This window comes from Corallibacter sp. (genome assembly GCF_048381695.1).
Classification (GTDB): domain Bacteria; phylum Bacteroidota; class Bacteroidia; order Flavobacteriales; family Flavobacteriaceae; genus Corallibacter; species Corallibacter vietnamensis.
Genome location: NZ_JBLXHI010000006.1, coordinates 52,579 through 76,638, shown reverse-complemented (window position 1 = coordinate 76,638; position 24,060 = coordinate 52,579). Strand labels below are relative to the sequence as shown.

Annotated in this window: 30 protein-coding genes and 1 tRNA gene; 15 read left to right on the top strand and 16 right to left on the bottom strand. The window is 32.2% G+C overall.

All coding sequences use genetic code 11. The features are described from left to right. Positions 1-63: 63 nt before the first annotated feature. Genes scpA through ACN5J3_RS09685 form a run of 7 tightly spaced genes read right to left on the bottom strand, consistent with a single transcriptional unit; the run spans position 64 to position 6,765 of the window. Positions 64-2,184 (bottom strand): methylmalonyl-CoA mutase, encoded by a 2,121-nt coding sequence (gene scpA, locus ACN5J3_RS09715; protein WP_417289681.1) that lies wholly within the window; start codon positions 2,182-2,184, stop codon positions 64-66. Between the two features lie 4 nt (positions 2,185-2,188). Beyond that, entirely contained in the window at positions 2,189-2,872 is a 684-nt protein-coding gene (locus ACN5J3_RS09710) for a hypothetical protein (protein ID WP_418511615.1), read from the bottom strand. Positions 2,873-2,884: 12 nt separating this feature from the next. Beyond that, positions 2,885-4,243, bottom strand: coding sequence for a methylmalonyl-CoA mutase subunit beta (locus ACN5J3_RS09705; RefSeq protein WP_418511674.1), 1,359 nt, complete (start codon positions 4,241-4,243; stop codon positions 2,885-2,887). Continuing rightward, a complete protein-coding gene (locus ACN5J3_RS09700; RefSeq protein WP_417289679.1) occupies positions 4,236-4,562 on the bottom strand; it encodes an FtsB family cell division protein in 327 nt (108 codons plus the stop codon). Before ACN5J3_RS09700 ends, ACN5J3_RS09705 begins: the two co-directional genes overlap by 8 nt. A 4-nt stretch (positions 4,563-4,566) precedes the next feature. Beyond that, a complete protein-coding gene (udk, locus tag ACN5J3_RS09695; protein WP_344728790.1) occupies positions 4,567-5,175 on the bottom strand; it encodes a uridine kinase in 609 nt (202 codons plus the stop codon). A gap of 53 nt (positions 5,176-5,228) precedes the next feature. Continuing rightward, on the bottom strand, positions 5,229-5,666 hold the full coding sequence (locus tag ACN5J3_RS09690) for a c-type cytochrome (RefSeq protein WP_418511614.1): 438 nt from the start codon (positions 5,664-5,666) through the stop codon (positions 5,229-5,231). Between the two features lies 1 nt (position 5,667). Next, the gene (locus ACN5J3_RS09685) at positions 5,668-6,765 is read right to left on the bottom strand and encodes a PQQ-dependent sugar dehydrogenase (protein ID WP_418511613.1); all 1,098 of its coding nucleotides are present in this window, start codon (positions 6,763-6,765) and stop codon (positions 5,668-5,670) included. Positions 6,766-6,860: 95 nt separating this feature from the next. On the opposite strand from ACN5J3_RS09685, the gene ACN5J3_RS09680 reads away from it, so the two are divergent. The 5 genes from ACN5J3_RS09680 (at position 6,861) to ACN5J3_RS09660 (ending at position 8,607) form a co-directional block, all read left to right on the top strand. Beyond that, positions 6,861-6,935 (top strand) — tRNA-Pro (locus tag ACN5J3_RS09680). 151 nt (positions 6,936-7,086) lie between these two features. Continuing rightward, a complete protein-coding gene (locus ACN5J3_RS09675; protein ID WP_344728909.1) occupies positions 7,087-7,515 on the top strand; it encodes a peptidylprolyl isomerase in 429 nt (142 codons plus the stop codon). 205 nt (positions 7,516-7,720) lie between these two features. Next, entirely contained in the window at positions 7,721-8,050 is a 330-nt protein-coding gene (locus ACN5J3_RS09670; RefSeq protein ID WP_417289654.1) for a YtxH domain-containing protein, read from the top strand. A gap of 2 nt (positions 8,051-8,052) precedes the next feature. Beyond that, complete coding sequence (locus ACN5J3_RS09665; protein WP_418511612.1) at positions 8,053-8,400, top strand: hypothetical protein; 348 nt, start codon at positions 8,053-8,055, stop codon at positions 8,398-8,400. A gap of 6 nt (positions 8,401-8,406) precedes the next feature. Continuing rightward, on the top strand, positions 8,407-8,607 hold the full coding sequence (locus ACN5J3_RS09660; protein ID WP_344728915.1) for a DUF6327 family protein: 201 nt from the start codon (positions 8,407-8,409) through the stop codon (positions 8,605-8,607). Positions 8,608-8,617: 10 nt separating this feature from the next. Here the strand turns inward: ACN5J3_RS09660 and ACN5J3_RS09655 are convergent, their stop codons facing one another. Both ACN5J3_RS09655 and ACN5J3_RS09650 read right to left on the bottom strand, forming a co-directional pair. Beyond that, a complete protein-coding gene (locus ACN5J3_RS09655; RefSeq protein WP_418511611.1) occupies positions 8,618-9,985 on the bottom strand; it encodes an NAD-dependent succinate-semialdehyde dehydrogenase in 1,368 nt (455 codons plus the stop codon). A gap of 33 nt (positions 9,986-10,018) precedes the next feature. After that, positions 10,019-10,429, bottom strand: coding sequence for an arsenate reductase family protein (locus ACN5J3_RS09650; protein ID WP_418511610.1), 411 nt, complete (start codon positions 10,427-10,429; stop codon positions 10,019-10,021). Positions 10,430-10,610: 181 nt separating this feature from the next. On the opposite strand from ACN5J3_RS09650, the gene trxB reads away from it, so the two are divergent. Continuing rightward, a complete protein-coding gene (trxB, locus tag ACN5J3_RS09645) occupies positions 10,611-11,594 on the top strand; it encodes a thioredoxin-disulfide reductase (RefSeq protein WP_418511609.1) in 984 nt (327 codons plus the stop codon). A gap of 78 nt (positions 11,595-11,672) precedes the next feature. Here the strand turns inward: trxB and ACN5J3_RS09640 are convergent, their stop codons facing one another. From ACN5J3_RS09640 to ACN5J3_RS09625, 4 genes are all read right to left on the bottom strand, one after another. Continuing rightward, entirely contained in the window at positions 11,673-12,392 is a 720-nt protein-coding gene (locus ACN5J3_RS09640; RefSeq protein ID WP_418511608.1) for a head GIN domain-containing protein, read from the bottom strand. A gap of 99 nt (positions 12,393-12,491) precedes the next feature. Continuing rightward, a complete protein-coding gene (locus ACN5J3_RS09635; protein WP_418511607.1) occupies positions 12,492-14,282 on the bottom strand; it encodes a PspC domain-containing protein in 1,791 nt (596 codons plus the stop codon). After that, positions 14,279-14,620 (bottom strand): PadR family transcriptional regulator, encoded by a 342-nt coding sequence (locus ACN5J3_RS09630; RefSeq protein WP_344728927.1) that lies wholly within the window; start codon positions 14,618-14,620, stop codon positions 14,279-14,281. Before ACN5J3_RS09630 ends, ACN5J3_RS09635 begins: the two co-directional genes overlap by 4 nt. Positions 14,621-14,664: 44 nt before the next feature. After that, the gene (locus ACN5J3_RS09625) at positions 14,665-15,111 is read right to left on the bottom strand and encodes a DUF4870 domain-containing protein (RefSeq protein WP_344728929.1); all 447 of its coding nucleotides are present in this window, start codon (positions 15,109-15,111) and stop codon (positions 14,665-14,667) included. Between the two features lie 144 nt (positions 15,112-15,255). On the opposite strand from ACN5J3_RS09625, the gene ACN5J3_RS09620 reads away from it, so the two are divergent. From ACN5J3_RS09620 to ACN5J3_RS09590, 7 genes are all read left to right on the top strand, one after another. Continuing rightward, positions 15,256-15,708: a DUF4442 domain-containing protein gene (locus ACN5J3_RS09620; protein ID WP_344728931.1), complete on the top strand. Its 453-nt coding sequence runs from the start codon at positions 15,256-15,258 to the stop codon at positions 15,706-15,708. Between the two features lie 58 nt (positions 15,709-15,766). Continuing rightward, positions 15,767-16,567, top strand: a complete 801-nt coding sequence (locus ACN5J3_RS09615) for a TIGR00266 family protein (protein ID WP_418509445.1) — start codon at positions 15,767-15,769, stop codon at positions 16,565-16,567. 126 nt (positions 16,568-16,693) lie between these two features. Further along, entirely contained in the window at positions 16,694-16,891 is a 198-nt protein-coding gene (locus tag ACN5J3_RS09610; RefSeq protein WP_417289594.1) for a hypothetical protein, read from the top strand. 157 nt (positions 16,892-17,048) lie between these two features. Next, positions 17,049-17,369 carry a hypothetical protein gene (locus ACN5J3_RS09605; RefSeq protein WP_418511606.1) on the top strand — a complete coding sequence of 107 codons (321 nt, stop codon included), beginning with the start codon at positions 17,049-17,051 and terminating at the stop codon, positions 17,367-17,369. 76 nt (positions 17,370-17,445) lie between these two features. Then, positions 17,446-18,246 (top strand): MbnP family protein, encoded by an 801-nt coding sequence (locus ACN5J3_RS09600; protein ID WP_418511605.1) that lies wholly within the window; start codon positions 17,446-17,448, stop codon positions 18,244-18,246. A 66-nt stretch (positions 18,247-18,312) separates the two neighbouring features. Beyond that, entirely contained in the window at positions 18,313-19,368 is a 1,056-nt protein-coding gene (locus ACN5J3_RS09595) for a cytochrome-c peroxidase (protein WP_418511604.1), read from the top strand. Between the two features lie 28 nt (positions 19,369-19,396). Continuing rightward, positions 19,397-20,344 carry a hypothetical protein gene (locus ACN5J3_RS09590; RefSeq protein WP_418511603.1) on the top strand — a complete coding sequence of 316 codons (948 nt, stop codon included), beginning with the start codon at positions 19,397-19,399 and terminating at the stop codon, positions 20,342-20,344. A 42-nt stretch (positions 20,345-20,386) separates the two neighbouring features. On the opposite strand, the gene ACN5J3_RS09585 is transcribed toward ACN5J3_RS09590, so the two are convergent. Further along, complete coding sequence (locus ACN5J3_RS09585; protein ID WP_417289589.1) at positions 20,387-21,337, bottom strand: LysR substrate-binding domain-containing protein; 951 nt, start codon at positions 21,335-21,337, stop codon at positions 20,387-20,389. 104 nt (positions 21,338-21,441) lie between these two features. On the opposite strand from ACN5J3_RS09585, the gene ACN5J3_RS09580 reads away from it, so the two are divergent. After that, complete coding sequence (locus tag ACN5J3_RS09580) at positions 21,442-21,921, top strand: Dps family protein (RefSeq protein ID WP_418511602.1); 480 nt, start codon at positions 21,442-21,444, stop codon at positions 21,919-21,921. Positions 21,922-21,981: 60 nt separating this feature from the next. On the opposite strand, the gene ACN5J3_RS09575 is transcribed toward ACN5J3_RS09580, so the two are convergent. Further along, positions 21,982-22,410: a DUF2141 domain-containing protein gene (locus ACN5J3_RS09575; RefSeq protein WP_418511601.1), complete on the bottom strand. Its 429-nt coding sequence runs from the start codon at positions 22,408-22,410 to the stop codon at positions 21,982-21,984. A gap of 313 nt (positions 22,411-22,723) precedes the next feature. On the opposite strand from ACN5J3_RS09575, the gene ACN5J3_RS09570 reads away from it, so the two are divergent. Continuing rightward, positions 22,724-23,341, top strand: a complete 618-nt coding sequence (locus tag ACN5J3_RS09570; protein WP_344728951.1) for a trimeric intracellular cation channel family protein — start codon at positions 22,724-22,726, stop codon at positions 23,339-23,341. 4 nt (positions 23,342-23,345) lie between these two features. On the opposite strand, the gene ACN5J3_RS09565 is transcribed toward ACN5J3_RS09570, so the two are convergent. Beyond that, a complete protein-coding gene (locus ACN5J3_RS09565) occupies positions 23,346-24,056 on the bottom strand; it encodes a peptidylprolyl isomerase (protein WP_418511600.1) in 711 nt (236 codons plus the stop codon). Positions 24,057-24,060 lie beyond the last annotated feature (4 nt).

The window sequence follows — 24,060 nt, the reverse complement described above, 5'->3', positions numbered from 1 at the left end:
AACACTTAGTGAATATTAATGTCTTCTGGATATAGCGGTTTTTGTTATTGAAAAAACAGAGCGTTAATCAATTAAAATTTCTAGAATTTTAATAGCAGCATCACTTATTTTAGTTCCAGGACCAAATACCGCAACAGCACCAGCATCAAATAAGTACTGGTAGTCTTGTTTTGGTATTACACCACCAACTATTACCATAATGTCTTCACGGCCATAGGTTTTTAAAGCTTCAATGACTTGTGGTACAAGGGTTTTGTGCCCAGCAGCTAAACTTGATACACCCAAAATATGTACATCGTTTTCTACAGCTTGTTTTGCAGCTTCTTGTGGTGTTTGAAAAAGTGGTCCAATATCTACATCAAAACCAACATCGGCATAACCAGTAGCAACAACTTTTGCTCCACGATCATGACCATCTTGTCCCATTTTTGCAATCATAATACGAGGTCTACGACCGTCTTGTTCTGCAAATTTATCAGCAAGGTCTTTAGCTTTTTTAAAGGATTCGTCGTCTTTTATTTCTTTACTATACACACCAGAAAATGATTTTATTTGTGCTTTATAACGTCCAAATGCAGCTTCTAGAGCATTGCTTATTTCTCCTAGAGTAGCACGCTCTCTTGCTGCTTCTACTGCTAAAGCTAGTAAATTTTCTTTTCCGGTTTTAGCAGCTTCTGTTAAATTTGTTAAAGTAGCCTCAACTTTACTTGTATTTCTAGAAGCCTTTATGCTGTTTATACGGTCTATTTGAGAGTTTCTAACCGTTTGATTGTCTACTTCAAGTGTTGTTATTGGGTCTTCTTGATCAAGTCTGTATTTATTAACACCAACAATAATGTCTTGACCAGAATCTATTCGAGCTTGCTTACGAGCAGCGGCTTCTTCAATACGTATTTTAGGAATTCCAGATTCTATGGCTTTAGTCATACCACCAAGGTCTTCAACTTCTTGTATAAGAGTCCAAGCTTTTTCAGCAATATCGTGCGTTAATTTTTCTACATAATAGCTTCCTGCCCAAGGATCAACGGTTTTTGTAATATGGGTTTCTTCTTGTAAAAATATTTGCGTGTTACGCGCAATTCTAGCAGAAAAATCTGTTGGTAATGCAATGGCTTCATCAAGTGCATTCGTATGTAAACTTTGTGTGCCACCAAAAGCCGCAGCTGCAGCTTCAATTGTTGTTCTAGCAACATTGTTAAAAGGATCTTGCTCTGTTAAACTCCAACCACTAGTTTGACAATGTGTACGTAGAGCTAAAGATTTAGAATTTTTTGGGTTAAATTGTTTTACCAATTTTGCCCAAAGCATTCTTGCAGCACGCATTTTAGCAATCTCCATAAAGTGATTCATTCCAATTGCCCAGAAGAAAGATAGTCTTGGAGCAAAGGTGTCAATATCCATTCCTGCAGCTAGTCCTTTTCTGATATATTCTAAACCATCAGCAAGTGTATAAGCAAGTTCAATATCACATGTGGCACCAGCTTCTTGCATGTGGTATCCAGATATACTTATACTATTGAATTTTGGCATATTTTGACTTGTGTATTCAAAAATATCTGAAATGATTTTCATAGAAGGCGTTGGTGGATAGATGTAAGTATTACGCACCATAAACTCTTTTAGAATATCATTTTGAATGGTTCCTGCTAACTGTTCAGGTTTTACACCTTGTTCTTCTGCAGCAACAATATAAAATGCCATAATAGGTAAAACAGCTCCATTCATAGTCATGGATACCGACATTTTATCTAAAGGTATTTGGTCAAAGAGTACTTTCATGTCTTCAACACTATCTATGGCAACACCAGCTTTACCAACATCGCCGACAACGCGCTCGTGGTCGCTATCGTAGCCACGATGCGTTGCTAAATCAAAAGCTACAGATAAGCCTTTTTGTCCTGCAGCAAGGTTACGTCTGTAAAATGCGTTACTTTCTTCGGCAGTACTAAACCCAGCATATTGGCGTATTGTCCAAGGTCTGCGAACATACATGGTGCTGTATGGACCACGTAAATTGGGTGCTATTCCTGCTACAAAATTTAGGTGTTCTAAATCTTTGATATCTGCTTTTGAGTAGTCAGATTTTACAGGAATGTTTTCAGCTGTGTCAAATTCTGAAATATCAGTATTTGGCTTTAGCGAATTAGACTTTATGTTTATATGTTGGAGATTTTTTCTGCTCATTCTTTTAATGATTGTGACCTTCGTGACCTTTTTGGTCAGTTGCGTTTTTTTGAATTGGTGCATTTTTTAAGGCTTTGTTTGGTAAGCCTGTATTAGATGTTTCCTCTTTTTTTCCTAGTTGAGAAGGATCTAAATCTTTTAAGTTTTTGTAATAAAAATCTAAAGCGACGTAAAGCCCTAAATTTCTATCTGTTTTAGTGTTTCTTATGTGAGGTAATAATGCTGGATAAAACAACGTAGCGTCCATGCTATTTGTGCTAACTAATGCATGAAATGTGGTTTTTAAATCTTTATATTGAAAGTTTTCAGAAAGACAAGAAATAATCTCTGAATTATAGTTTATTGAATTGTCTTTTAGTAAATCAGTGTTGTTTTTTAAAGCATCAAAAATTTCAAGTGTGTGAGGTGTTGCAATTTCTTCAAATTTAACTCTGTTTGCAGCAGCTAATTTAAAGAAACGATTGTATGCAGCAGGTACATTTGTACTTTGTTTAAAATAAAACTGTGTAATATCATCTTCAAAGCTATAAAGGGCTTCGTTTAATAATTTTGCTTGATCAGGGTTTCCACAATTAATTACGGTTTCTTTATCGGCAAATTTATAATCTATTACTGTTTTAGATTTGTTTTCACAATTTAATAGTAATAATGTAATTGCTATAACTGAAAGTTTTAAAGATGTTTTCATGAATTTTTTTATTTATTCTGTTTGTAATCTGTTTTGTTCAAGGGTTTCTGCCAACCTTTTTTCTATGATAGGCTCTATAAGAGTTTTTCTTGTATTGGTTTTTACAAAAGGATACAATTCTAGTTCATTTTGCATTTTGTCTTCAGGATTAGGGTGCTTATTGGTTCCTAATAAAACAATGTCTCCAGAATTAAACTGCTCTTGTTCTTTTTCGGCACTTTCTTTTATTTTACGTTGAATTGTGCCTTCTTTTAACTGATGAAGAAATCCGCCGTTTTCTTCTATATCTTTAAATAATGCAAGAGATTTTTCAGCAAGTTGATTGGTTAAACTCTCAATGTAGTAAGCGCCGTCAGAAGGGTTGTTTACTTTATTGAAATAACTTTCATGTTTTAAAACCAATAATTGATTTCTAGATATTCGACTTCCAAACTCATTATTTTTATGGTAAATGGCATCGTAAGCCAAATTACAAACGGTATTTGCGCCTCCAAGAATGGCACTCATACATTCTGTTGTGCTACGAAGCATGTTGGTGTTGTAGTCGTAAAGTGTTTTATTGCGCTTTGTTGGTGTTGAGAATATATGACAATTTACATTGGCTTCGTATTCAGAAGCTAGTGTTTGCCACAATAATCTTAAGGCGCGAAGTTTTGCTATCTCAAAAAAGTAATTGGTACCAATGGTTGTATTGAAAACAATTTTAAGGTTGTTTAATGGTTGTTCTTTTAAATAATTAAGATATTCATTTGCATGAGCTAATGCATAAGCTAGCTGTTGTACAGTTGTGGCTCCGGCGTTTTGGTATAAAGATAAATCTACGCTTAATGTATTTGTGTCTTTAAAAATAAGTTCAAGCTGTTTATGATCTTCATTTAAATTTGAAAACCAATTGCCTGATTTTGCCAAATTGCCAATGATATCACAATGTATAAACGTATTGTCTTTATTGGTAGATTTTGTAAGAGTTTCTGTAAAGCTAGAGTCTAAAAACTGTAAATGAAAATGTAATGGTGTTTGCGTATTGTCAATGTCATTTAGTAAGTGATCTATAGCAATGTCTTTATTAGGAATAACAAAAAGTATACTTTCAGCACCTCTATTTAAGGCTTGTAAGGCTTGCGCGTTTGATTTTTTAGCGTCAGTAACAAAAATGGTTTCACAAATAGTCCATTTAGATGCTTGAGCTTTTGAATTTTCAGGTAATGTTTCAAATTCATCAGCATGATAAAATGGTTTTACATCAATTCCTTCGTTTGTTTTCCAAATTAAGGTTTCGTTATAGTCAGCACCTTTTAGATCTACCTGTATTTTTTGTTTCCATTCCTTTGAGGTAATCTCTGGAAAGTCATTAAATAGCTTATCACTCATCATTTCTTGTTTTAACAATGCTGTCTTCATATTCTATAATATAAATATCTTCATTGTCTTTTTTCATATAATATTTTTCTCGAGCTAGTTTTTCTATGCCATCTTCTGTGCTCAATGCTTTTATAGCTTTTTTGTCTTTTATTATTTCTTTTTGATAGTATTCTTTTTCGGCTTCAAGTTCATCTATATCAGAATTTAATTCATGATGAATAAGCCAAGAGTTAGAATCTAAAAAAATCATCCAAACAGCAAACACAACAAGAATTAACAAAAAAACATTCTTGAAGGGTTTAAGGTATTTGTTGTTTTTTAGAGCCATGTTTTTATACTAAACGTTCGTTAATAATAGTTTTTACAATATCAACAGCTACGGTATTATATTTATTGTTTGGTATTATAATATCGGCATATTCTTTCATAGGTTCTATGAATTGCTGATGCATTGGTTTTAGAGTGTTTTGATAGCGAGATAAAACTTCGTCTAAATCTCTACCACGTTCTGAAATATCACGTTTTAACCTTCGTATTAATCGTTCGTCACTATCAGCATGAACAAATATTTTTATGTCAAAAAGGTCTCTAATTTCAGGGTGAGATAAAATTAAAATACCCTCTACAATCATAACTTTTCTTGGGTGTGTTAATATTGTGTCTCCAGTTCTGTTATGTTTTACAAAAGAATATACTGGTTGCTGAATTGTTTCTCCTTTTTTTAAAGCTTTTAAGTGAGTTTCAATAAGTTCAAAATCAATAGATCTTGGATGGTCAAAATTTATTTTTACACGTTCATCAAAACTTAAATGAGATGTGTCTTTATAATAAGAGTCTTGAGAAATTACACCAACTTCTCCTTCTGGTAGTTGATCTAAAATTTGATTAACAACGGTTGTTTTACCGCATCCTGTGCCACCAGCAATTCCAATAATCAGCATGAATTCTTTTTTTTAATAATTAAAAGGCAAATTTAGTTATTTACTATCGAAAATTATCGTTGAATTTTTGAAACTTTTTCAGTGGTAACAATATTAGAAATGTTATTTCCCCAAGCATTATTAATATAATTCATAACATCAGCAATTTCACTATCAGATAGCCCTAACGGTACCATGGCGCTATTGTAGGTAATACCGTTTACGGTAATTTTTCCTGTTAGTCCGTATTTTATAGCGTGTATACTTTTTTCTTGGTTATTTTTTAAAAAATCAGATTTAGCTAAAGGAGGAAATGCTTTAGGAACACCTTTGCCGTTAGGCATATGGCATGATACACAAAAATCAGAGTAAACTGTTTTTCCTCGTTGAATACTAGATTTTAGTTTTGGATCTTGAGTGTTGTTTATTGCTAAATCCTGCTTACTGTTAGTATTTTTACAAGATGTAACGAGTATTAATACGATAATGATTAATGATATGTTTTTTAACATTTTAGTTTAAAAGTTTTACTATTCCTAAATTTTCAATACCTACATAAATGTAACCATCAGGAGCTTGAACTATTGAACGCACACGTCCTAGATTTTCTAAAATTTTTTCCTCTTTAATAACGGTGTTATTTTGAATGATACACCTACTTACGTATTGATACTTTAGAGAGCCAACAAGCAGGTTTCCTTTCCATTTTTTATAATTTTCGCTAGAGATAAAAGCCATACCGCTAGGGGCTATTGATGGATCCCAATAATGAAGAGGTTGTTCCATGCCTTCTTTTTTTGTGATGTCAGTAAATTTTGTTCCACTGTAATTTATACCATAACTTATTACTGGCCAGCCGTAGTTTTTGCCTGCTCTTATAATGTTTATTTCGTCGCCACCTCTTGGACCATGTTCATGAGACCAAATAGCACCAGTTTTAGGATGAATAGTCATGCCTTGAGGGTTTCTATGACCATAACTGTAAATTGCTTTTTTAGCATTAGAGATATTTATAAAAGGGTTGTCTTCAGGTATAGAGCCATCATCATGCAGTCTGTAAATTTTACCACCATCTCTAGTAATATCTTGTGGGTTTGTGTCTCTGTCTCCACGTTCGCCTATTGAGAAATATAAATAGCCGTTATTGTCAAAAACAACCCTAGAGCCAAAATGTTGCCCTTTTGTAGTGTTTGGTTCAGCTTTATATAGCAGTTCTTTATTTACTAAAGTGTTATTTTTAATTTTTGCTCGCATTAATGCAGTGTTGCCTCCTTTTGTAGTGCCTTTGGGCGATGCGTAAGTAAAATATATCCAACCGTTATTTTTAAAATCAGGGTGTAAAGCTATATCAAGTAAACCACCTTGACCTCTTACATATATTTCTGGTAACCCCAAAATTTCAGTTTTAGCACCATTTTTATAATGAATGAGTTTGCCTTCTTTTTCAGTAATTAAAATAGTGTTGTCTGGTAAAAAAGTAAAACCCCAAGGTATTGTTAAGTCAGGAACTATAAGTTCGTAATTATTTTTTGTTGTGTCTTTTTTCTCTTGAGCACAAGCTAGAAGACTGATAAATACGATGGTAAATAACAAAGTGTAGTGTCGTTTCATAAAAAAAACAGATTGGATATAAATTTAAAAATAATTATTCTTTTAATTTAAAGAAAAGCTATATATTTGCAGTCCTAAATTGATAACCAATTTTTCGGGGTGTAGCGTAGCCCGGTTATCGCGCCGCGTTTGGGACGCGGAGGTCGCAGGTTCGAATCCTGCCACCCCGACAAAAAAGCCAAGCTTTAATAGTTTGGCTTTTTTTATTTCTTCTTTTTGTTAATATTCTCTTAACTAAAACAGATTCTTTCTACATCTTATTGGTGTTCAGTTTATAAATGATAGTTTTGTACTGATTTTTAAAACAAGAAAACAAAATTTATGAGTCAAGTAAAAGAAAATGATACGGTAAGAGTACATTACACAGGTAAATTAAGTAACGGTCAAGTTTTTGATAGTTCTTTAGAAAGAGAGCCTTTAGAAGCAACTTTAGGTCAAGGTATGTTAATTCCTGGTTTTGAAAAAGCGATCATTGACATGAAAGTAAACGATAAAAAAACTGTAAATATTCCTATGGCTGAAGCTTATGGAGATGTTCAAAAAGAATTATTCCATAAAGTTGATAAAGCTCAATTACCACAAGAAATTACTCCAGAATTGGGTATGGGATTGGTATCAAAAAGTGAAGACGGAAGAGAGCATCAGTTTAGAATTGCTGAAGTAAATGACGATCATATTATTGTTGACGGAAACCACCCATTAGCTGGTCAAGATTTAACATTCGAACTTGAATTGGTTGAGATAAAATAATTATAATCATTTTTATGATATAAGAAAAGCTTGGTTTGTTCCAAGCTTTTTTTGTTTATAGTGTTAAAGTATTTTTAAAAGATATTGTAAATCGAAAAAATTATGGTAAGTTAATGTTAGTCATTTCAAGTATAACAATTCAAAAGAGAATTCTTAAATAAGAAACGGCAAAACAATTTATTAACACAAAAAATCTTAAATAATTATGGGAAAAGAAAGTAGCACACTTTTAGGAATATTAGCAGGAACAGCAATTGGAGCAACTTTAGGAATATTATTTGCACCAGATAAGGGCTCAAAAACTAGACAGCGCATTGCAGACGAAGCGCAGTCAGCTAAAGAGCGAATGCATGAAAGTGCTGTGCAAATGAGAGAAAAGGTTGCAGATACTGTATCTAGCAAAAAAGAAACTCTAGATGAGCAAGTTGAGGCCATTGTGTCTGATATGAGTCATAAAACCGAAGATGTTATAACAACTTTAGAAAAGAAACTAGCAGATTTAAAAGCTAAAAATAAGAAATATCAAAAATCTTAAATATGAATATTTTTGAATCTGTAAATGAAACAACCGGCAAGATGTCGGATGCAGGAGAAACCTATGTAAAAAAAACACAAGAGTACTATAAGTTAAAGGTTTTTCAGCAGTTAACAGTTTCAATTAGTCTTGTTGCTAAAGGGTTAATTATTGGCGGCTTATTATTTATAGGCTTGTTTTTTTTAGCTCTTGCAGCAGCAGTGGCTATAGGTGAGTGGCTTGATAATGTAGCTTTAGGTTATGTTATAGTAGCTGGTTTGTTTTTAATCATTACAGCTATTATTTACTATAAGAGACACTTTATAAACAACAAAATTATCAAAGCATTAGCAACCAAATTTTTTGACTAACTTATTATGAAAAACTATCAATCTTTTGAAGATATAGAAAAAGATTTAACGCGCTTAAAACTAGAACGCAATATTGCTTTAGAAGAAATGAAACTACTTAAAAGCGAGTTTAAAGATGATTTAAAACCAGCCAACTGGGTTAGTACCATTTTTAATGTGGCTGGTAAATATGGGTTTTATGTATTATTAAAACGTTTTTTTAAATAAATGGCGTAAGTTATTTACTTACGTAGACTGTTTTTTTATTCGTAAATTCTAAAATACCTTCTCGCGATAATTCTCTACCATATCCAGAATTTTTAGTGCCTCCAAAAGGTAACCTAGGATCAGATTTTACCAATTCATTTACAAAAAAAGCGCCGTCTTCAATAGCGCTTATTCTATCAATAGCGTCATTGGTGTTTTTGCTAAAAATCATAGTTCCTAACCCTAATTTAGAATTAGCAGCAAGCTCATAGGCGTCTTCAACATCTTTAGCTTTTATTATAGCAGCTACAGGACCAAAGGTTTCTTCGTCAAATACCGGCATTCCAGGAGTAACGTTTGTTAGAATTGTTGGTTCAAAATAGGCGTCTTTTTTTATGTTTCCTATTATAACTTTAGCGCCTTTTTCTATAGAGTCATTTATTTGTTTTTGTAAATCATCAGCTAGGTCAGGTCTTGCTAGAACGGTTATTTGAGTTTCAGAATTTAGTGGCTCTCCGTGTTTTAAACTTGACACTTTTTTTTGAAATTTTTCTAAAAAAACATCATAAATACCTGCTTCTACAATAAAGCGTTTTGCAGCAATACAACTTTGTCCAGTGTTTTGCATTCTTGCATTAACAATGGTATCTAAATGCTTTTCTAGATCAGCATCATTTAATACAATACATGCATTGTTGCCTCCTAATTCTAAAACACATTTTTTTAAATTTCTTCCAGCGATTTCAGCAATTTTTCTTCCTGCTTTTTCACTACCAGTAAGAGAAACTGCTTTTATTCGGGAGTCTGCAATTATGGATTCTATTTGGTTGTGATTTACAAGAAGTGTTTGAAAACATCCTTCTGGAAAACCAGCGTCTTCAAATAGCTTTTGTAGTATTAAGGCACATCCAGAAACATTGGCAGCATGTTTTAGTAATACTGTATTTCCGGCCATAAGTGTAGGAACCGCAAAGCGCATTACTTGCCAAAAAGGGTAGTTCCATGGCATTACTCCTAATATAACACCTAAAGGATCATAGCTAATAAAGCTTTCTTCTGCTTCGGTATCAATTATTTCGTCTGATAAAAGCTCTTCAGAATTAGTTTCGTAAAAATCACATAAAAACACACATTTCTCTATTTCAGCAATACTTTGACTAATGGGTTTACCCATTTCGTTTGTCATAAGTTCAGCATACATCTGTTTGTTTTGGAGAAGTGTATCAGAAAGTTCGGCAAGAAGTTCGGTACGGTCGTCTATATCTAATAGTTTCCAATCTTGCTGTGTCTCATGAGCTTTACTTACTGTGTCTTCAACAGTTTTATCAGTAAACAATTCATATGTTTTAATGAGTTCACCATTAAAAGGATTTATAGATTTTATAGTGTTACTTTTCATGTCGTTTTTTATGATTTTTGAGTCCTTATAATTTTAAATATGCTTCTTCTCGTTAATGTCTTTACTATTGGGTTCTAATAACTTTTCAACATCTGAAGGGTTCTCAATTTTATAATATTTTTCACCTAGAATTATAATAGGATTCTTTAGTACTTCAGGGTGAGCATTTAGTACTTTAATCCAATCTGTTTCATCAAGCGATATATGCTTGTCGTAATGTTTTTTAAATTCAGGATGGTTTTTATCTGTTAAATCTTCTAAAGACATATTTAAGCCATCAGCAAGTTCTTTCCATTGCGTGCCAGTCACTTTGGTTTTTGTGACATCAATTGAGAGTAAGCTTTTGAAAGATCCGTTTAGATATCCCAAAGTTTGTTTGCCTATAGTAGATTCTGAATTATAAAAAATTTTATTGGTTTTGCTATTTTTTGAAATCACAGTCATTGTTTTTTGTGTTGTGGTTTTTACTAAAATACGTATAATACCTAGGAAGTATAGTTAAAACTATTTTAAATTATTGAACATAGAAAATGTAAATAGCATCATAACAACTGTTAATAACTAATCTGTAAGTTTTTAGTTAAAAAACCTACTTTTGTTATGATTAATAACGCAAAAGATAATTATGTCAGATACAATTGAAAAAGTAAAATGCTTAATAATAGGTTCTGGACCTGCAGGATATACTGCAGCTATTTATGCAGCTAGAGCCAATATGAATCCTGTTTTATATCAAGGATCTCAACCAGGAGGACAATTAACAACGACTAATGAAGTAGAAAACTTTCCTGGATACCCAGAAGGAATAACAGGGCCAGAAATGATGATACAGTTACAAAAACAAGCAGAGCGTTTCAATACCGATGTTAGAGATGGCTGGATTACCAAAGTAGATTTTTCTGGTGATGTACATAAGGTTTGGGTAAATGATACAAAAGAAATTCATTGTGATACAGTCATTATTTCAACAGGAGCATCAGCTAAATATCTAGGATTAGAGTCTGAACAAAAATATTTAAAGCTTGGTGGTGGCGTTTCAGCTTGTGCCGTTTGTGACGGATTTTTCTATAGAAATCAAGAAGTAGTTATAGTTGGAGCAGGAGATTCTGCTTGTGAGGAAGCTCATTACTTATCAAAACTTTGTAAAAAAGTAACTATGTTGGTAAGACGCGATGAGTTTAGAGCCTCAAAAATCATGGCAGCTCGTGTACAAAATACTGAAAATATAGAAATACTTTATAATACTGAAACTGATGAGGTTTTAGGAGATGGTCAAGTTGTAACTGGTGTTAGAGTATTTAATAACCAAACAAATGAAAAGCACGAAATACCAGCTACTGGGTTTTTCGTTGCTATTGGACATAAACCTAATACTGACGTTTTTAAAGACTATTTAGATCTTGATACAACAGGATATATAATAAATGCAGTACCAGGAACAAGTAAAACCAATGTAGAAGGTGTTTTTGTAAGTGGTGATGCAGCAGATCATGTTTATAGGCAAGCAATCACAGCAGCAGGAACAGGATGTATGGCAGCACTTGATGCAGAACGCTATTTAGCAGCAAAAGATGCAAGTTTTGAAGTAAGTACTTCTACATACAATTAATAAAATATTTCTTTTTAAAGGTAAAAACCCGAAGCATTTAGCTTCGGGTTTTTTATTGGTTGGTTATTATAGATTAAGTTATTGTTTGGTAATTGAACCAGAAACACCATCAGATTTATCAACACGTTCAGGGTTTCCGTAATAAGTTACGTCACCACCGCTTGAAGCTTTTGCTATGAGTTCTTTACTTGTGTTTACAACAATTTCTGCACCGCTACTTGCTTTTACTCTAGATGTTATTGATTTTAACTCGCTGGCTTCAATATCACTACCACTTGAAGCTTGAGCTATCAAGTGATCTACAGTTCCAGACAATTCTAGATCGCTACCACTTGATGATTTACAGTCTATGGTTTTTGCTTTTACATCTAGTATTAAGTCGCTACCGCTGGTAGAAGCAAGATCTAAATCGTTAGCAATAATTGTATTGGTTGAAAAAACATCACTACCGCTACTAGCTTTTATTGCCGAAATGTTTTTGAAATTTACAAATACTTTTCTTGCTGATGCCTGACCAATATTTTCGCTAGCATAAATTTTTAAGACGTCATTTTCTACTTCAGTAATAATGATTTCTTGAAGGTTTTCATCGGCTTCAACAGAAACACTTTCATCATTGCTTTGTGTTAGATAGACATCTAATCCGCGACTAGCTTTAATTTTGTTAAAGCTTTTGTTTACAGAACGATTGCTGGTAGTAACATTACCGTTACCATGAACGCTATTTATATCAAATTGGCATGATAATACCATAAGTGATAAGGCAATTGATATAATAATTTTGGTGATGGTTGTCATGATTGATTGTTTTTTGATTGATGGTTTAAATATCTTAACTTAAATTATTTTTTTAAAGTTTGATTTTCTGAATTGTTATATAGCATTGATGAGTTGTTGTTAATTGTTATCTGTGGTTATTTCAATACCATTATCGTCAATGTTAACATTTACGTCATCGTCTTTTGCGTTTATTCCGTTGTTGTTAATTTCAAGGCTAGAATCTTTTGATTGTATTTCTAGACCTTCATCGTTTATTTTGATATGCGATTCTTTATTGCCTACGTTTACACGAACTTTAAAATCATCATCTTCATCAGCTGGGCAATTTTCACAAAGTAAACTACCGTCTAATACCTTTAGATAGTGAGATTCCATACCATTATCTAAAATATCATTATAATAACTAGAGTTTCTGTGGAAACTATAGGTGTTTTCATCAGCATATAAAGTTGACCCAATAGGTAGGTATAACGTTATTTCTACTTGTTGATCTCTAAACTTATTGTTGAATGCAGTCATTAAATAACTTTCTAACTGTAATTCATTACCAACTAGCGCGTAATTGTACGTAATGTTTTCGGCTCTATTTCTAGCAATTTGATAACTTCTGCCTTCAGCATTTTTCTCTATATGAATAGATGCAAGTGAGTCTTTTGTAGAACGAACAATTAATCTAATGTCTGATGTTAAAATTACTTTTTCATTCTTGTCATCATGAACAATTCTGTAGCCATTATTTCTGTAGTATCTACCATGAGACTTAAAATAGTTTTCATTATCAACCATTTTTATATGCAAGGTGTCTTTTGCTGTAATGTAAAGTTCTTCTTTATGTGTTACACTGGCATCATAGGCATGCTCACTAGCTTGTCTTACGCCAACTATAATAAGTCCAATAATTGCCATTATCCATAAACCTAACAAAGAGAATTTAGCTACATTACCTATAGATTTAAGGTTGTTTACCAATATTTTTAATCCTAAATAGAATACAAAGAAAAAAGGAACGCCAACAGCAAATAATAGTAGAAGTGAAATAAACCAAACAGGTGTGTCAGCTGCGTTGGCGGCATCAACAAAGTCAAAACCAGGAATATGTACAATATCTGTAATGCCTACTGTAAATAACCCTATAATAAGACTTATAAGTGTACCTGCACCTACCATGATTAAGATAATGCCTATAAACTTGGCAAAAACTTTCAAGAAAAACATTATGATGTCTCCTATGGTGTCAAAAAAACCTTTAGAAGTAGATTTTATTCTTTCTCCTTGTTTAGGTAAATCTATGTTTTTTACAGTATCAGATACTGTTTGTGATACATTTTCAAACCCGTCTTTAATTTTTTTTTCAATGTTACTTATATTCACTGGTTCTCCAGTCATAGTAAGCTTATCAGCAGTTGTAAGTGCTTCTGGTACTAATATCCAGAATAAAACATAGATAAAAATAAATGTTCCTCCAGAGCCTATAGCAAGCAATAACCATAGTAAACGTACCCAAATAGCATCAATGCCTAAATAGTGAGCTAAACCAGAAGCAACACCACCTATGTAAGAGTTGTCTGTGTCTCTAAAAAGTTTTTTTGATGCAGAGCGCTGACTTTTGTAAGTGGTTTTTGGTTCATCTTCAAAGATTTCATCATCAACAAGGTAGTCTTCAGGTTGTCCCATTATGGCAATAACTTCGTCAACTTGTTTTGTTGAAATAACTTGCTTTTCATTTTGAACACGTTCGTTAAAAAGTTCAGCAATTCTAGCTTCAATGTCTGATATAATTTCAGATCGACCTTGAGAGTCTGTAAATGAACGTTTTATAGCCTCAAGATAGCGTTGTAATTTTAAGTATGCATCTTCATCTATATGAAAAAATATACCTGCTAAATTTATGTTGACTGTTTTATTCATTTTTTTGTGTTTTTTTGTCTGGTTACTATGTTAACTGCATTTTGTAATTCACTCCAAGTGGTGTTAAGTTCATTAAGAAACAGTTTTCCTGTTTCTGTTAAGCCGTAATATTTTCTTGGCGGTCCTGAAGTAGATTCTTCCCATCTATAATTGAGAAGTCCGGCGTTTTTAAGTCGTGTTAGTAGTGGGTAAATGGTTCCTTCTACCACAAGCATTTTTGCATCTTTTAAGGTTTCTAAAATTTCTGCAACATATGCATCATCATCTTTTAAGATGGATAATATGCAGTATTCTAAAACACCTTTTCGCATTTGTGCTTTTGTGTTTTCTATCTTCATGTTCTAATTCGATTTAATTGTGAAACTGTTCATTTTTTGATTGATTATTTGATGAAATTGATTGTAAACGGATATTTATATAGTGAGCCTTCCTTGGCTGTTAAACTTGCTTTAACTATTAATACTAACTCTAAAATGAAGCCAATGACAGTTAAAAAACCTAAACCACCAGAAACATAAAGCAAAGGTGAAGGTTTGTTTAAACTTATGCTTACACTATTAAAAGCATCTACATCTATAAAGTCAAACCCATTAAAAAAGCTTAATAAGAATAATGGAACGGTTATCATTCCTAAAACCAAAGCGTATAGCAGTATACTTATTTGAAAATTAATAATTTGTTTTCCATGTGTATCAATAAATTCAGATTTATCTTTATTGGCAACCCATAAAATAATTGGTCCAATAAAATTTCCTAACGGAATAATAAACCTAGAAAAGCTAGATAAATGAATAAATGTGGCTATATTTTTTTGGTGATTATCTATCATTTTTTAAAAGTATATAATAGTTTCTTATGCAAATATATGTTTAAAAAAAGGTATTATGCAATGCAAAGTACCTAAAATTAACATAATATTAACATATTGAAAATAGAATATTTTATCTATTTTTAAGGAAATAATACAGGCTAAATGAAACTTACACCAAGAAAGATTAACTTGTTTAATCTCTATAAATTACCAGCAGTTTACTTTACTGGAATACGAGTAAAAACTATTACAGAGCAACGCTGTGTTGTTACAGTAAAACATCGTTGGATTAATCAAAATCCATTTAAATCTCTTTTTTGGGCCGTACAAGGAATGGCTGCTGAATTGACTACTGGAGCTTTAGTTTTAGGTAAAATTAAGTCAAGTGGTAAAAATATATCAATGCTTGTAGCTAATAATAAAGCTACGTTTACAAAAAAAGCAACCGGACGTATTACGTTTACGTGCAATGATGGAGACTTAATAAACGAAGCTATTGATAAAGCAATAAAAACAGGAGAAGGTCAGACCTTCTGGATGAAATCAATTGGTGTAAATCAAGATAATGTTGAAGTCTCAACATTTTATTTTGAATGGAGTATAAAAGTGAAGTGATTTGTAACAAAAACAATAAAAAAGAAACCTATATACATCAATCAATAAATATATAATTATGACAGCACATGAAATAGATTACAGAATTTACGGAGAAGAAATGCAGTTTGTAGAAATTGAATTAGACCCTCAAGAAGGTGTAATTGCAGAGTCTGGAAGCTTTATGATGATGGATGATGGTATAAAGATGGAAACTATTTTTGGAGATGGTTCTTCAAAGAACAAAGGATTTTTAGGTTCTATTTTAGGAGCTGGAAAGCGAATTCTTACAGGAGAAAGTTTATTTATGACAGCTTTTTACAATGAGCTTTCAGGAAAAAGAAACGTAAGTTTTGCATCACCATATCCAGGAAAAATAGTGCCAATAGATTTAACAGAATTTCGTGGTAAGTTTATTTGTCAAAAAGATGCCTTTTTATGCGCTGCAAAGGGTGTAAGTGTAGGCATTGAGTTTAGTAAACGTTTAGGTCGTGGGTTGTTTGGTGGCGAAGGTTTCATTATGCAAAAGCTAGAAGGAGACGGCATGGCATTTGTACATGCAGGCGGAACTATGGCTAAAAAAGAATTGCAAGCAGGAGAAACTTTACGAGTAGATACAGGTTGTATTGTAGGTTTTACCCAAGATGTAGATTATGATATAGAATTTGTAGGAGGTATTAAAAATTCCATTTTTGGAGGAGAAGGATTATTCTTTGCAAAGCTTCAAGGTCCTGGAACTGTTTATATACAATCACTACCATTTAGTAGACTAGCAGGTCGTGTTTTGGCATCGGCACCACGATCTGGAGGAAAAGATAAAGGAGAAGGAAGTATTTTAGGCGGGCTAGGAGATTTACTAGATGGAGATAACAGATTTTAAACACTAATTTTTTCTTGTTAAAGTTTTGTTTAAATAAAAATCTAATCCTTTTTTTTAGTATTTTTAAGCAAACAATAAAACAAAGCTTATATTAAAAAACTACCTAACTATAACCTTAAAATTAATATGGCAAGAGCAATGTTTGAGTACACTAAAACTGTACTTAATAAAGTAAGTTTCGATGCTACGTTGTTTTGCAAAGAAGTACAAAAAGCCCTTCAAAGATTATTACCCTACGAAATAGAAGAGCTCAAGATTTATATTCAATCACTTGTGCAGCAAAACCCAGAATTAAATCAATGTCTAATCTATTTAAAACCATAAAAAAAAGCGACTCTAAAGGAGTCGCTTTTTTAGTTTTTTACTTTAATGTAAAAAGTTTTAGAAGTATCTTTGCAAAAATATTTTTCTTCTGAAAAGAATAATTGCAATAACGTTTTTATTAGCGCTCTCGCTACGTCCTATTTATTATCTGGGGCAAATGGCTTATTATGAGCTAAATATAGACTACATCATAAAAACGTATTGTATAAATACTGATAAGCCAGAACTAAAGTGTAATGGTAAATGTCATTTAGCAAAGCAACTTAATTTAGAAACTCAAAACTCTGAAGATGAAAACGAGCTTAATAGTATAGCTGTTTTTGAAGGTTTCTTACCTGTTTTTAATCAGATACAAACATATACATTACCTAAAAAACCCAAGCTAACAATATCAAAACATATTGTTGATGGGTATTTTAATAATTATTTCTTCTTAAAAGGCGAAAGCCAATATAAACCACCGCAGCATTTAATTTAATATCTAGTTTTTTTTACAAGGCTTTTTGGTGCTTGCCATAGAGCGTACCCTAATATTAAATTAAAATAACATAAAAATGAAAATTTTAAAATTAGCATTTATGTTAATGCTAGCAATAACTATATTATCATGTTCATCAGATGATGACTCATTATCAACAAATTTAGTAGGTCAAAAAGGCGATGTCGTAATCAAGTTTGATAACGGAGTAGGTGACCAAGACTTTATTTTTGGTGTAAACTATAACAAATCAAACGGCGAGTCTTATAAATTAGAAAGTTTAAAATACTTAATAAGTAATGTCAAATTAAAAGATGCTAACGGAATTGAGTATGTATACCCTTATGAAGAAAACATCTTTATTGTAGATGAGGCTGATGCAAATAATGCAGGTGAAATCTATATTACATTAAACAATGTTGATGCTGCAAATTACACCGAGTTAACTTTTGGTGTAGGAATAGATCAGGAACGTTATGCATTAGGAGCTGAAGGACAAGGAGACTTTTTAGAAGTCGCTCAAGAAGAAGGTATGCTTTGGTCTTGGGCAACAGGCTACCGTTTTACAAGGTTTGATGGTACGTATTCATCAGCAGTAACTACAGATGGTGCATTAAATGTGCACATGGGAAGTGTTGGTACAGATTTAGATAACTACAGAGAAGTAACACTGCCGTTTCCAAATACTGTAAGAGTTCGTCCAGGAGTTGAACCTCAAATTCATGTACAAGCAGACATCTCTAAAGTTTTTGATGGAGAAACTTCAGTAAATTTTGAAGAAGGTTACAGTCAGGTGCATACAGATCCTCAAACTACTCCGGTAATAGCTAATAACATTAGTAAAATGTTTGTTGTACACCACGTACACAATGAGTAATATTTTCAAGAAAAACAGGAATACGCTATGAGTATTCCTGTTTTTTTAATCTTAAATATATAGCAGATGAAAATAATACACATTATGCCGGTATTGGTATTGTTGTTTTTTTCTTGTGATAAAGATGAAACAAGCATACCACAAGCAGCATACGAACCTATTCCAGTAAGTATTGAAAAACCTGATAATTTTCCAGAAATAGCTTATAATTTAGAAGCTAATCCGCCTACAGAAGCTGGTGTTGCTTTAGGGAAAAAGTTGTTTTATGACGGAAGACTATCTGCAAACAACTCTATTCCTTGTGCATTTTGTCATGAGCAAGCTTTTGCTTTTACACATCACGGGCACACATTAAGCCATGGTGTAAATGGAGGTATTGGGTTTAGAAACTCTCAACCAATGCAAAATTTGGCATTTCAAAATGAATTTATGTGGGATGGAGCTGCTTCGCATCTGGATTTACAGCCTATTATTCCATTAACAAGTGATCTAGAAATGGGAGAAACATTAAGCAATGTAGTTAGTAAATTACAAGCTGATGTTCAATACAAACAAGATTTTATAAGAGCATTTGAAGACGGTAAAATAAATAGCTCAAATATGCTTAAAGCGTTATCGCAATTTATGATAACTATGATTTCTTCAAATTCTAAATATGATAAATATATTAGGGCAGAAGATCAGGTTACATTTACTGCATTAGAGTTAGACGGTTATAATACGTTTCAAGATAAATGTATAAGCTGTCATGCAACAGCCTTATTTACAAATCAGGAATATAGAAATAATGGATTGCCAGTAAACCCACAACTCAACGATCAAGGTAGGTATGTGGTTTTTGAAAACCCAGACGATTTATACAAATTTAAAGTACCTAGCTTAAGAAATGTAGAAAAGTCTTTTCCTTACATGCATGATGGGCGTTTTGTATCACTAGAAGCAGTGCTTGATTTTTATGATTCAGGTATGGTAGATAATGGCAATGTAGATCCAATTTTATTGAGAAACGATGGTACCTATGGTATCTCGCTTTCTAATTATGAAAAAGAAAGTTTAATAGCTTTCTTAAAAACACTAACAGATAACGAATTTTTAAACGATGAACGTTTTTCAGAATATTAAATACAAACTTGTATTCGGCATACTATTTTTGATATGCAATTTTACAATACAAGCACATTCAGGACAACCACCGCACAAGCATTATGAATTTCAATTTGCATGTGATTTATGTGGTTGTTCTACAAGCAGTGGTAGTTTTGGTTTTGGTACATTAAGTAATGCTAATTTTTTTGGCGTGAGGTATATATACCAAAACTTTGAATCAAGAAATGGTATTTATGCCAATTCACCAATTATTAAAGAGCAATTTAACACGTATCAAGCTTGGGCTCAAATACCTGTTTACAAATCTTTTTATGTAAGTACAACAATACCTTATCAAGATTTGCGAAGAGTATATACTGATAGAGAAGAGCACATAAATGGTTTGGGTGATATGAATGTAATTGCGTGGTACAAACTTCAGTTTAATAAAAAACGTGAAACCGATTCTAAAGATGTAGACTACAATAACCTTGCTCAAGAGAAGTCACCGCATTCATTTCAGTTTGGATTAGGGTTAAAATTGCCAACAGGTGAGTTTGAACAGAGACTAACAAACAGAATTAATCCAGGGTTTCAATTAGGAACAGGAAGTTTTGATGGTATTGCTGCTCTTGGTTATAATTTAGGGCTAGATAGATTTGGCATAAACACACTAGCTACCTATTACTTTAAAGGAGAAAATAAGAACGATTACCAGTTTGGTAATCAATTTAGTTATGCGTTAAATGCATATTATGCATTTCCGTTTACATCTTTTAATGTTATGCCTTTTGCAGGAGTGTCAGGTGATGTTTATGATTCAATAAAACAGTATAACGAAACGCTAGCAGATACTGATGGTTATATTGTAAACTCAAGTTTAGGGGTAGAAGTTGCTACAAAACGATTTATTTTAGGGGCAAATTATACCTTACCATTATCACAAGAATTATTTGGTAATAATGTAGAGTCTAAACAACGTTTTTCTATTTATCTTAATTACGCATTATAGCATAATAATTTAAAGAAGAGAAGCTCCCGCTAATTGTTTTAATTAGTGGGAGTTTTTGTTTGGTAACGGACTAATTATTTTTACATTTTGAAAAGCAATAGCGCCACGAATAATGCTAGAAATTACATCATAAAGAGCGTTTATAATTTGCATTTTCAATTCGCTTTTATGATAAATAATACTTACTTCTCTGGCTGGGCTTGGTTCTTCAAAATAGTGTAAGTTTCCTTTAGCTTTTTCACTTAAATCTAATGTGTGTAAATAGGGTAAAAGCGTCATGCCTAAACCTTCGTCTGATAGCTTAATCAGCGTTTCTATGCTACCACTTTCTAATTGAAATTGTTCATCTATTTGATTTTTAAAAGCTTTACATAAATTTATAATGCCTTCTCTAAAACAATGCCCATCTTCAAGCAAAAGCATGTCATCTATATCTAGATTAGAAATGTTTATTTTTTGTTTACTATGTAATTTATGATGCTCTGGAATATAACCAACAAAGGGTTCGTAGTATAGCACACGTTCTTTTATTGTATCATGTTCTAAAGGCGTAGCAGCTATTGCAGCATCAAGATGCCCGTCATTAATTCTTGCAATAATTTCTTCAGTGGTAAGCTCTTCTATTTTTAATTTAATTTTCGGATACTTTTTTATAAAAGTTTTCAGAAACATAGGTAATAGCGTAGGCATAATAGTAGGAATAATACCTAGCTTAAATTCGCCACCTATAAATCCTTTTTGTTGGTCAACAATATCCTGAATTCTATAGGATTCATTTACAATGTTTTTAGCTTGAGTTACTATTTTTTTACCAACTTCGGTTAGTTCTATGGGTTTTTTGCTTCTATCAAAAATCAAGATATCTAATTCGTCTTCTAGTTTTTGAATCTGCATACTTAACGTTGGTTGGGTAACAAAACATTTTTCTGCTGCTTTGGTAAAGTTTTTGTTTTCGGCTACAGCCAAAACATAGTACAATTGTGTTATTGTCATGGTATCAATTTAGATTATAAAAATATAAAAACTATCAATAAAATTTATGCGTAGAAGTGTTAATAATAAAATAAATTTGTACTAAACAAAATAACAAACAAATTATGGCACTAAATAGTATAGGATTAAATACAGAAAAGACAAAAGAGTTAGCAAACGATTTAAATACGTTATTAGCTAATTTTCAGATATATTATCAAAATTTACGCGGCATTCATTGGAATATAAAAGGAAAGCGTTTTTTTGATTTACATGTAAAGTTTGAAGAACTTTATACTGATGCCAATGTTAAGGTTGATGAAATAGCTGAACGTATTTTAACATTAGGAGTTACTCCGTTACATACTTTTGAAGATTATACCAATGCAGCAAAAGTGCCTGTAGGAAAAAATATTTCTCAAGATGAAAAAGCAGTAAACCTAATAGTACAATCTTTAACAGAGTTATTAAAAATAGAGCGTGCAATATTAGATAAATCTGATGATGCCAATGATGAAGGTACAAACTCTATGATGAGTGATTTTATTACTGAACAAGAAAAAACTGTTTGGATGATGAAAGCTTGGTTGGGCGAAACAGTCTAGAAAAACAGTGGTTAATAGCGATAAAAGCGACTCAATTGAGTCGCTTTTTTTTATGGATTTTTATAACCTGATAATCATATCAATGTTTTCATTAGTAACCTTAAAGGTTGCGTCACTAAAAGTAGGAGGTCCAAAAAGCATTGGGTTATTAGACATGCCATATGATTCTTTAGGCATTCCATTACTTTCAAAGTCCATGCGGTTATTATCATTTTCATCATGCAAAACCATAACAGCATATTCACCAGGAACAACATCTTTAAAAGTTACTTTAACTTTACCGTCTTTTATCTCGGCTTTTGAATTTTGAATACCTTTTGTTTTCATAAAGGTATCTGCTGTATGAAGACCAATCAGCATATGACCGTTATTATTAAGGGTGTTGTTTATTTTAACCGTAATGGTATAAGTTGCTAATGTGTCATTTTTTTGTGCGTTGCAAATAAAACTTGATAACGCAAATGCTAATGTAATGGCTAGTGTTTTCATAAATGTAAGATTGTTTTTTGATTAATACAGGGCAAATATCTATGCAAAGCAAGTAGCAAGGAAATAAAAAGAACCAAACTGTAAAATTTACAGGATGAACTGTTTAATTTTTATAATTAGCTTAAAATGAGAGGACATAAAAATTAAAATTAGCACAGTTAAGGTTTTGAGAATTCGAAAAAAAAGATCTAATCAATAAGGCTTTATTGGTATCTAAAAATACTATAATTGCAATTTTATTATCTTTCAATGTTTAAGAAAGTTATTAAACAGTTTTTATTCGGCATATAATCATATCCAAACTCATTAAACTATGTTTTATACCATTGATATTTTAGGAACTATTGCATTTGCAATTTCTGGAGTGTTGGTTGCTTTTAGTAAACGTATGGATCCTTTTGGGATTCTTATTATTGCTTTTGTAACGGCTGTTGGTGGCGGTACTTTAAGAGATATTTTAATAGGTGAAACTCCAGTAACCTGGATGAAAAACATGACTTACGTATATGTCATACTTGCATCTACAATATTTGCGGTTCTTTTTAGAAGAAAATTAGATTATTTAAGAACGTCATTACTCTTATTTGATACAATAGGAATAGGATTATATACCATTGTAGGAGTTGAAAAAGGCTTAAATGCAGAGTTGCATCCAATAATTTGTATTGCTTTAGGAACTATGTCAGCTTGTTTTGGTGGTGTAATTCGTGATATATTATGTAATGAAATTCCTGTGATTTTTAGAAAGGAAATTTATGCAACAGCCTGTATTATTGGTGGTTTGTCATACTTTATTTTACGTAAATTCCCACTAGATTATAATGTGGTGTTTATAATTTCAGGTATTGTTGTTATTGTAATACGCTTACTAGCAGTAAGATTTAAAATAAGCTTGCCTAGTTTGTATGACGATGATGAAACCTTTAACTAACAGGTTATTCAATAATTTCAACTTTTTGTATATACACGTTTCTTAACGGCCAGTCACCATCATCGGTTTTTTGTTTGGCAATTTCATCAACAACATCCATTCCTTTAATTACGGTACCAAAAATAGTGTAATCACCATCTAGATGATGTGCGCCACCTTGTTGTTGTACAATAAAAAATTCATAAGGTGATGCTAGTTTGTATGGGTTTTCTATGTCACTACTTGGCATACTTACAGCACCTCTGTCATGTTTGTAACCACGCTTGGTATCTTTAGGTAGTAAATATCGTCCTATTTTACCTCGTTTGCGTTTTACTTTAGGATCATCAGTATTCCCTGCTTGTATAATAAAATTGTCTATAACTCTGTAAAATTGTGTGTTATCAAAATATCCGCACTTTGTTAAGTAAATAAAATTGGCTCTATGAAATTTTGTTTTATCATAAAGCAAAATGTCTATGTCACCAAATTTGGTCGTAATTCTAACTTTATTCTCTTTGTGTGTTTTTTCGTATTCTAAAAAGAATTCCATCGCCAAACTATCAGTAAGAAAAGGAAACTCGGGTTTTTTCTCCGCTGTTGTATCTGCTTTTACGTTTTTATTTTTTGTTACTTTAGATGATTTTATTTGATTTTCTTTTGGTTTAGATTGTTTATCTTGACAACTTAAAGCAAAAAAGCTACAGATTATTATTAAAGCTATTTTTTGTATCATAAAT

What these genes read in the sequence shown, in the direction of transcription:
- scpA (WP_417289681.1), bottom strand. Translation starts at nt 2,184, where the DNA reads ATGAGCAGAAAAAATCTCCAACATATAAACATAAAGTCTAATTCGCTA.
- ACN5J3_RS09710 (WP_418511615.1), bottom strand. Translation starts at nt 2,872, where the DNA reads ATGAAAACATCTTTAAAACTTTCAGTTATAGCAATTACATTATTACTA.
- ACN5J3_RS09705 (WP_418511674.1), bottom strand. Translation starts at nt 4,243, where the DNA reads ATGAGTGATAAGCTATTTAATGACTTTCCAGAGATTACCTCAAAGGAA.
- ACN5J3_RS09700 (WP_417289679.1), bottom strand. Translation starts at nt 4,562, where the DNA reads ATGGCTCTAAAAAACAACAAATACCTTAAACCCTTCAAGAATGTTTTT.
- udk (WP_344728790.1), bottom strand. Translation starts at nt 5,175, where the DNA reads ATGCTGATTATTGGAATTGCTGGTGGCACAGGATGCGGTAAAACAACC.
- ACN5J3_RS09690 (WP_418511614.1), bottom strand. Translation starts at nt 5,666, where the DNA reads ATGTTAAAAAACATATCATTAATCATTATCGTATTAATACTCGTTACA.
- ACN5J3_RS09685 (WP_418511613.1), bottom strand. Translation starts at nt 6,765, where the DNA reads ATGAAACGACACTACACTTTGTTATTTACCATCGTATTTATCAGTCTT.
- ACN5J3_RS09675 (WP_344728909.1), top strand. Translation starts at nt 7,087, where the DNA reads ATGAGTCAAGTAAAAGAAAATGATACGGTAAGAGTACATTACACAGGT.
- ACN5J3_RS09670 (WP_417289654.1), top strand. Translation starts at nt 7,721, where the DNA reads ATGGGAAAAGAAAGTAGCACACTTTTAGGAATATTAGCAGGAACAGCA.
- ACN5J3_RS09665 (WP_418511612.1), top strand. Translation starts at nt 8,053, where the DNA reads ATGAATATTTTTGAATCTGTAAATGAAACAACCGGCAAGATGTCGGAT.
- ACN5J3_RS09660 (WP_344728915.1), top strand. Translation starts at nt 8,407, where the DNA reads ATGAAAAACTATCAATCTTTTGAAGATATAGAAAAAGATTTAACGCGC.
- ACN5J3_RS09655 (WP_418511611.1), bottom strand. Translation starts at nt 9,985, where the DNA reads ATGAAAAGTAACACTATAAAATCTATAAATCCTTTTAATGGTGAACTC.
- ACN5J3_RS09650 (WP_418511610.1), bottom strand. Translation starts at nt 10,429, where the DNA reads ATGACTGTGATTTCAAAAAATAGCAAAACCAATAAAATTTTTTATAAT.
- trxB (WP_418511609.1), top strand. Translation starts at nt 10,611, where the DNA reads ATGTCAGATACAATTGAAAAAGTAAAATGCTTAATAATAGGTTCTGGA.
- ACN5J3_RS09640 (WP_418511608.1), bottom strand. Translation starts at nt 12,392, where the DNA reads ATGACAACCATCACCAAAATTATTATATCAATTGCCTTATCACTTATG.
- ACN5J3_RS09635 (WP_418511607.1), bottom strand. Translation starts at nt 14,282, where the DNA reads ATGAATAAAACAGTCAACATAAATTTAGCAGGTATATTTTTTCATATA.
- ACN5J3_RS09630 (WP_344728927.1), bottom strand. Translation starts at nt 14,620, where the DNA reads ATGAAGATAGAAAACACAAAAGCACAAATGCGAAAAGGTGTTTTAGAA.
- ACN5J3_RS09625 (WP_344728929.1), bottom strand. Translation starts at nt 15,111, where the DNA reads ATGATAGATAATCACCAAAAAAATATAGCCACATTTATTCATTTATCT.
- ACN5J3_RS09620 (WP_344728931.1), top strand. Translation starts at nt 15,256, where the DNA reads ATGAAACTTACACCAAGAAAGATTAACTTGTTTAATCTCTATAAATTA.
- ACN5J3_RS09615 (WP_418509445.1), top strand. Translation starts at nt 15,767, where the DNA reads ATGACAGCACATGAAATAGATTACAGAATTTACGGAGAAGAAATGCAG.
- ACN5J3_RS09610 (WP_417289594.1), top strand. Translation starts at nt 16,694, where the DNA reads ATGGCAAGAGCAATGTTTGAGTACACTAAAACTGTACTTAATAAAGTA.
- ACN5J3_RS09605 (WP_418511606.1), top strand. Translation starts at nt 17,049, where the DNA reads ATGGCTTATTATGAGCTAAATATAGACTACATCATAAAAACGTATTGT.
- ACN5J3_RS09600 (WP_418511605.1), top strand. Translation starts at nt 17,446, where the DNA reads ATGAAAATTTTAAAATTAGCATTTATGTTAATGCTAGCAATAACTATA.
- ACN5J3_RS09595 (WP_418511604.1), top strand. Translation starts at nt 18,313, where the DNA reads ATGAAAATAATACACATTATGCCGGTATTGGTATTGTTGTTTTTTTCT.
- ACN5J3_RS09585 (WP_417289589.1), bottom strand. Translation starts at nt 21,337, where the DNA reads ATGACAATAACACAATTGTACTATGTTTTGGCTGTAGCCGAAAACAAA.
- ACN5J3_RS09580 (WP_418511602.1), top strand. Translation starts at nt 21,442, where the DNA reads ATGGCACTAAATAGTATAGGATTAAATACAGAAAAGACAAAAGAGTTA.
- ACN5J3_RS09575 (WP_418511601.1), bottom strand. Translation starts at nt 22,410, where the DNA reads ATGAAAACACTAGCCATTACATTAGCATTTGCGTTATCAAGTTTTATT.
- ACN5J3_RS09570 (WP_344728951.1), top strand. Translation starts at nt 22,724, where the DNA reads ATGTTTTATACCATTGATATTTTAGGAACTATTGCATTTGCAATTTCT.
- ACN5J3_RS09565 (WP_418511600.1), bottom strand. Translation starts at nt 24,056, where the DNA reads ATGATACAAAAAATAGCTTTAATAATAATCTGTAGCTTTTTTGCTTTA.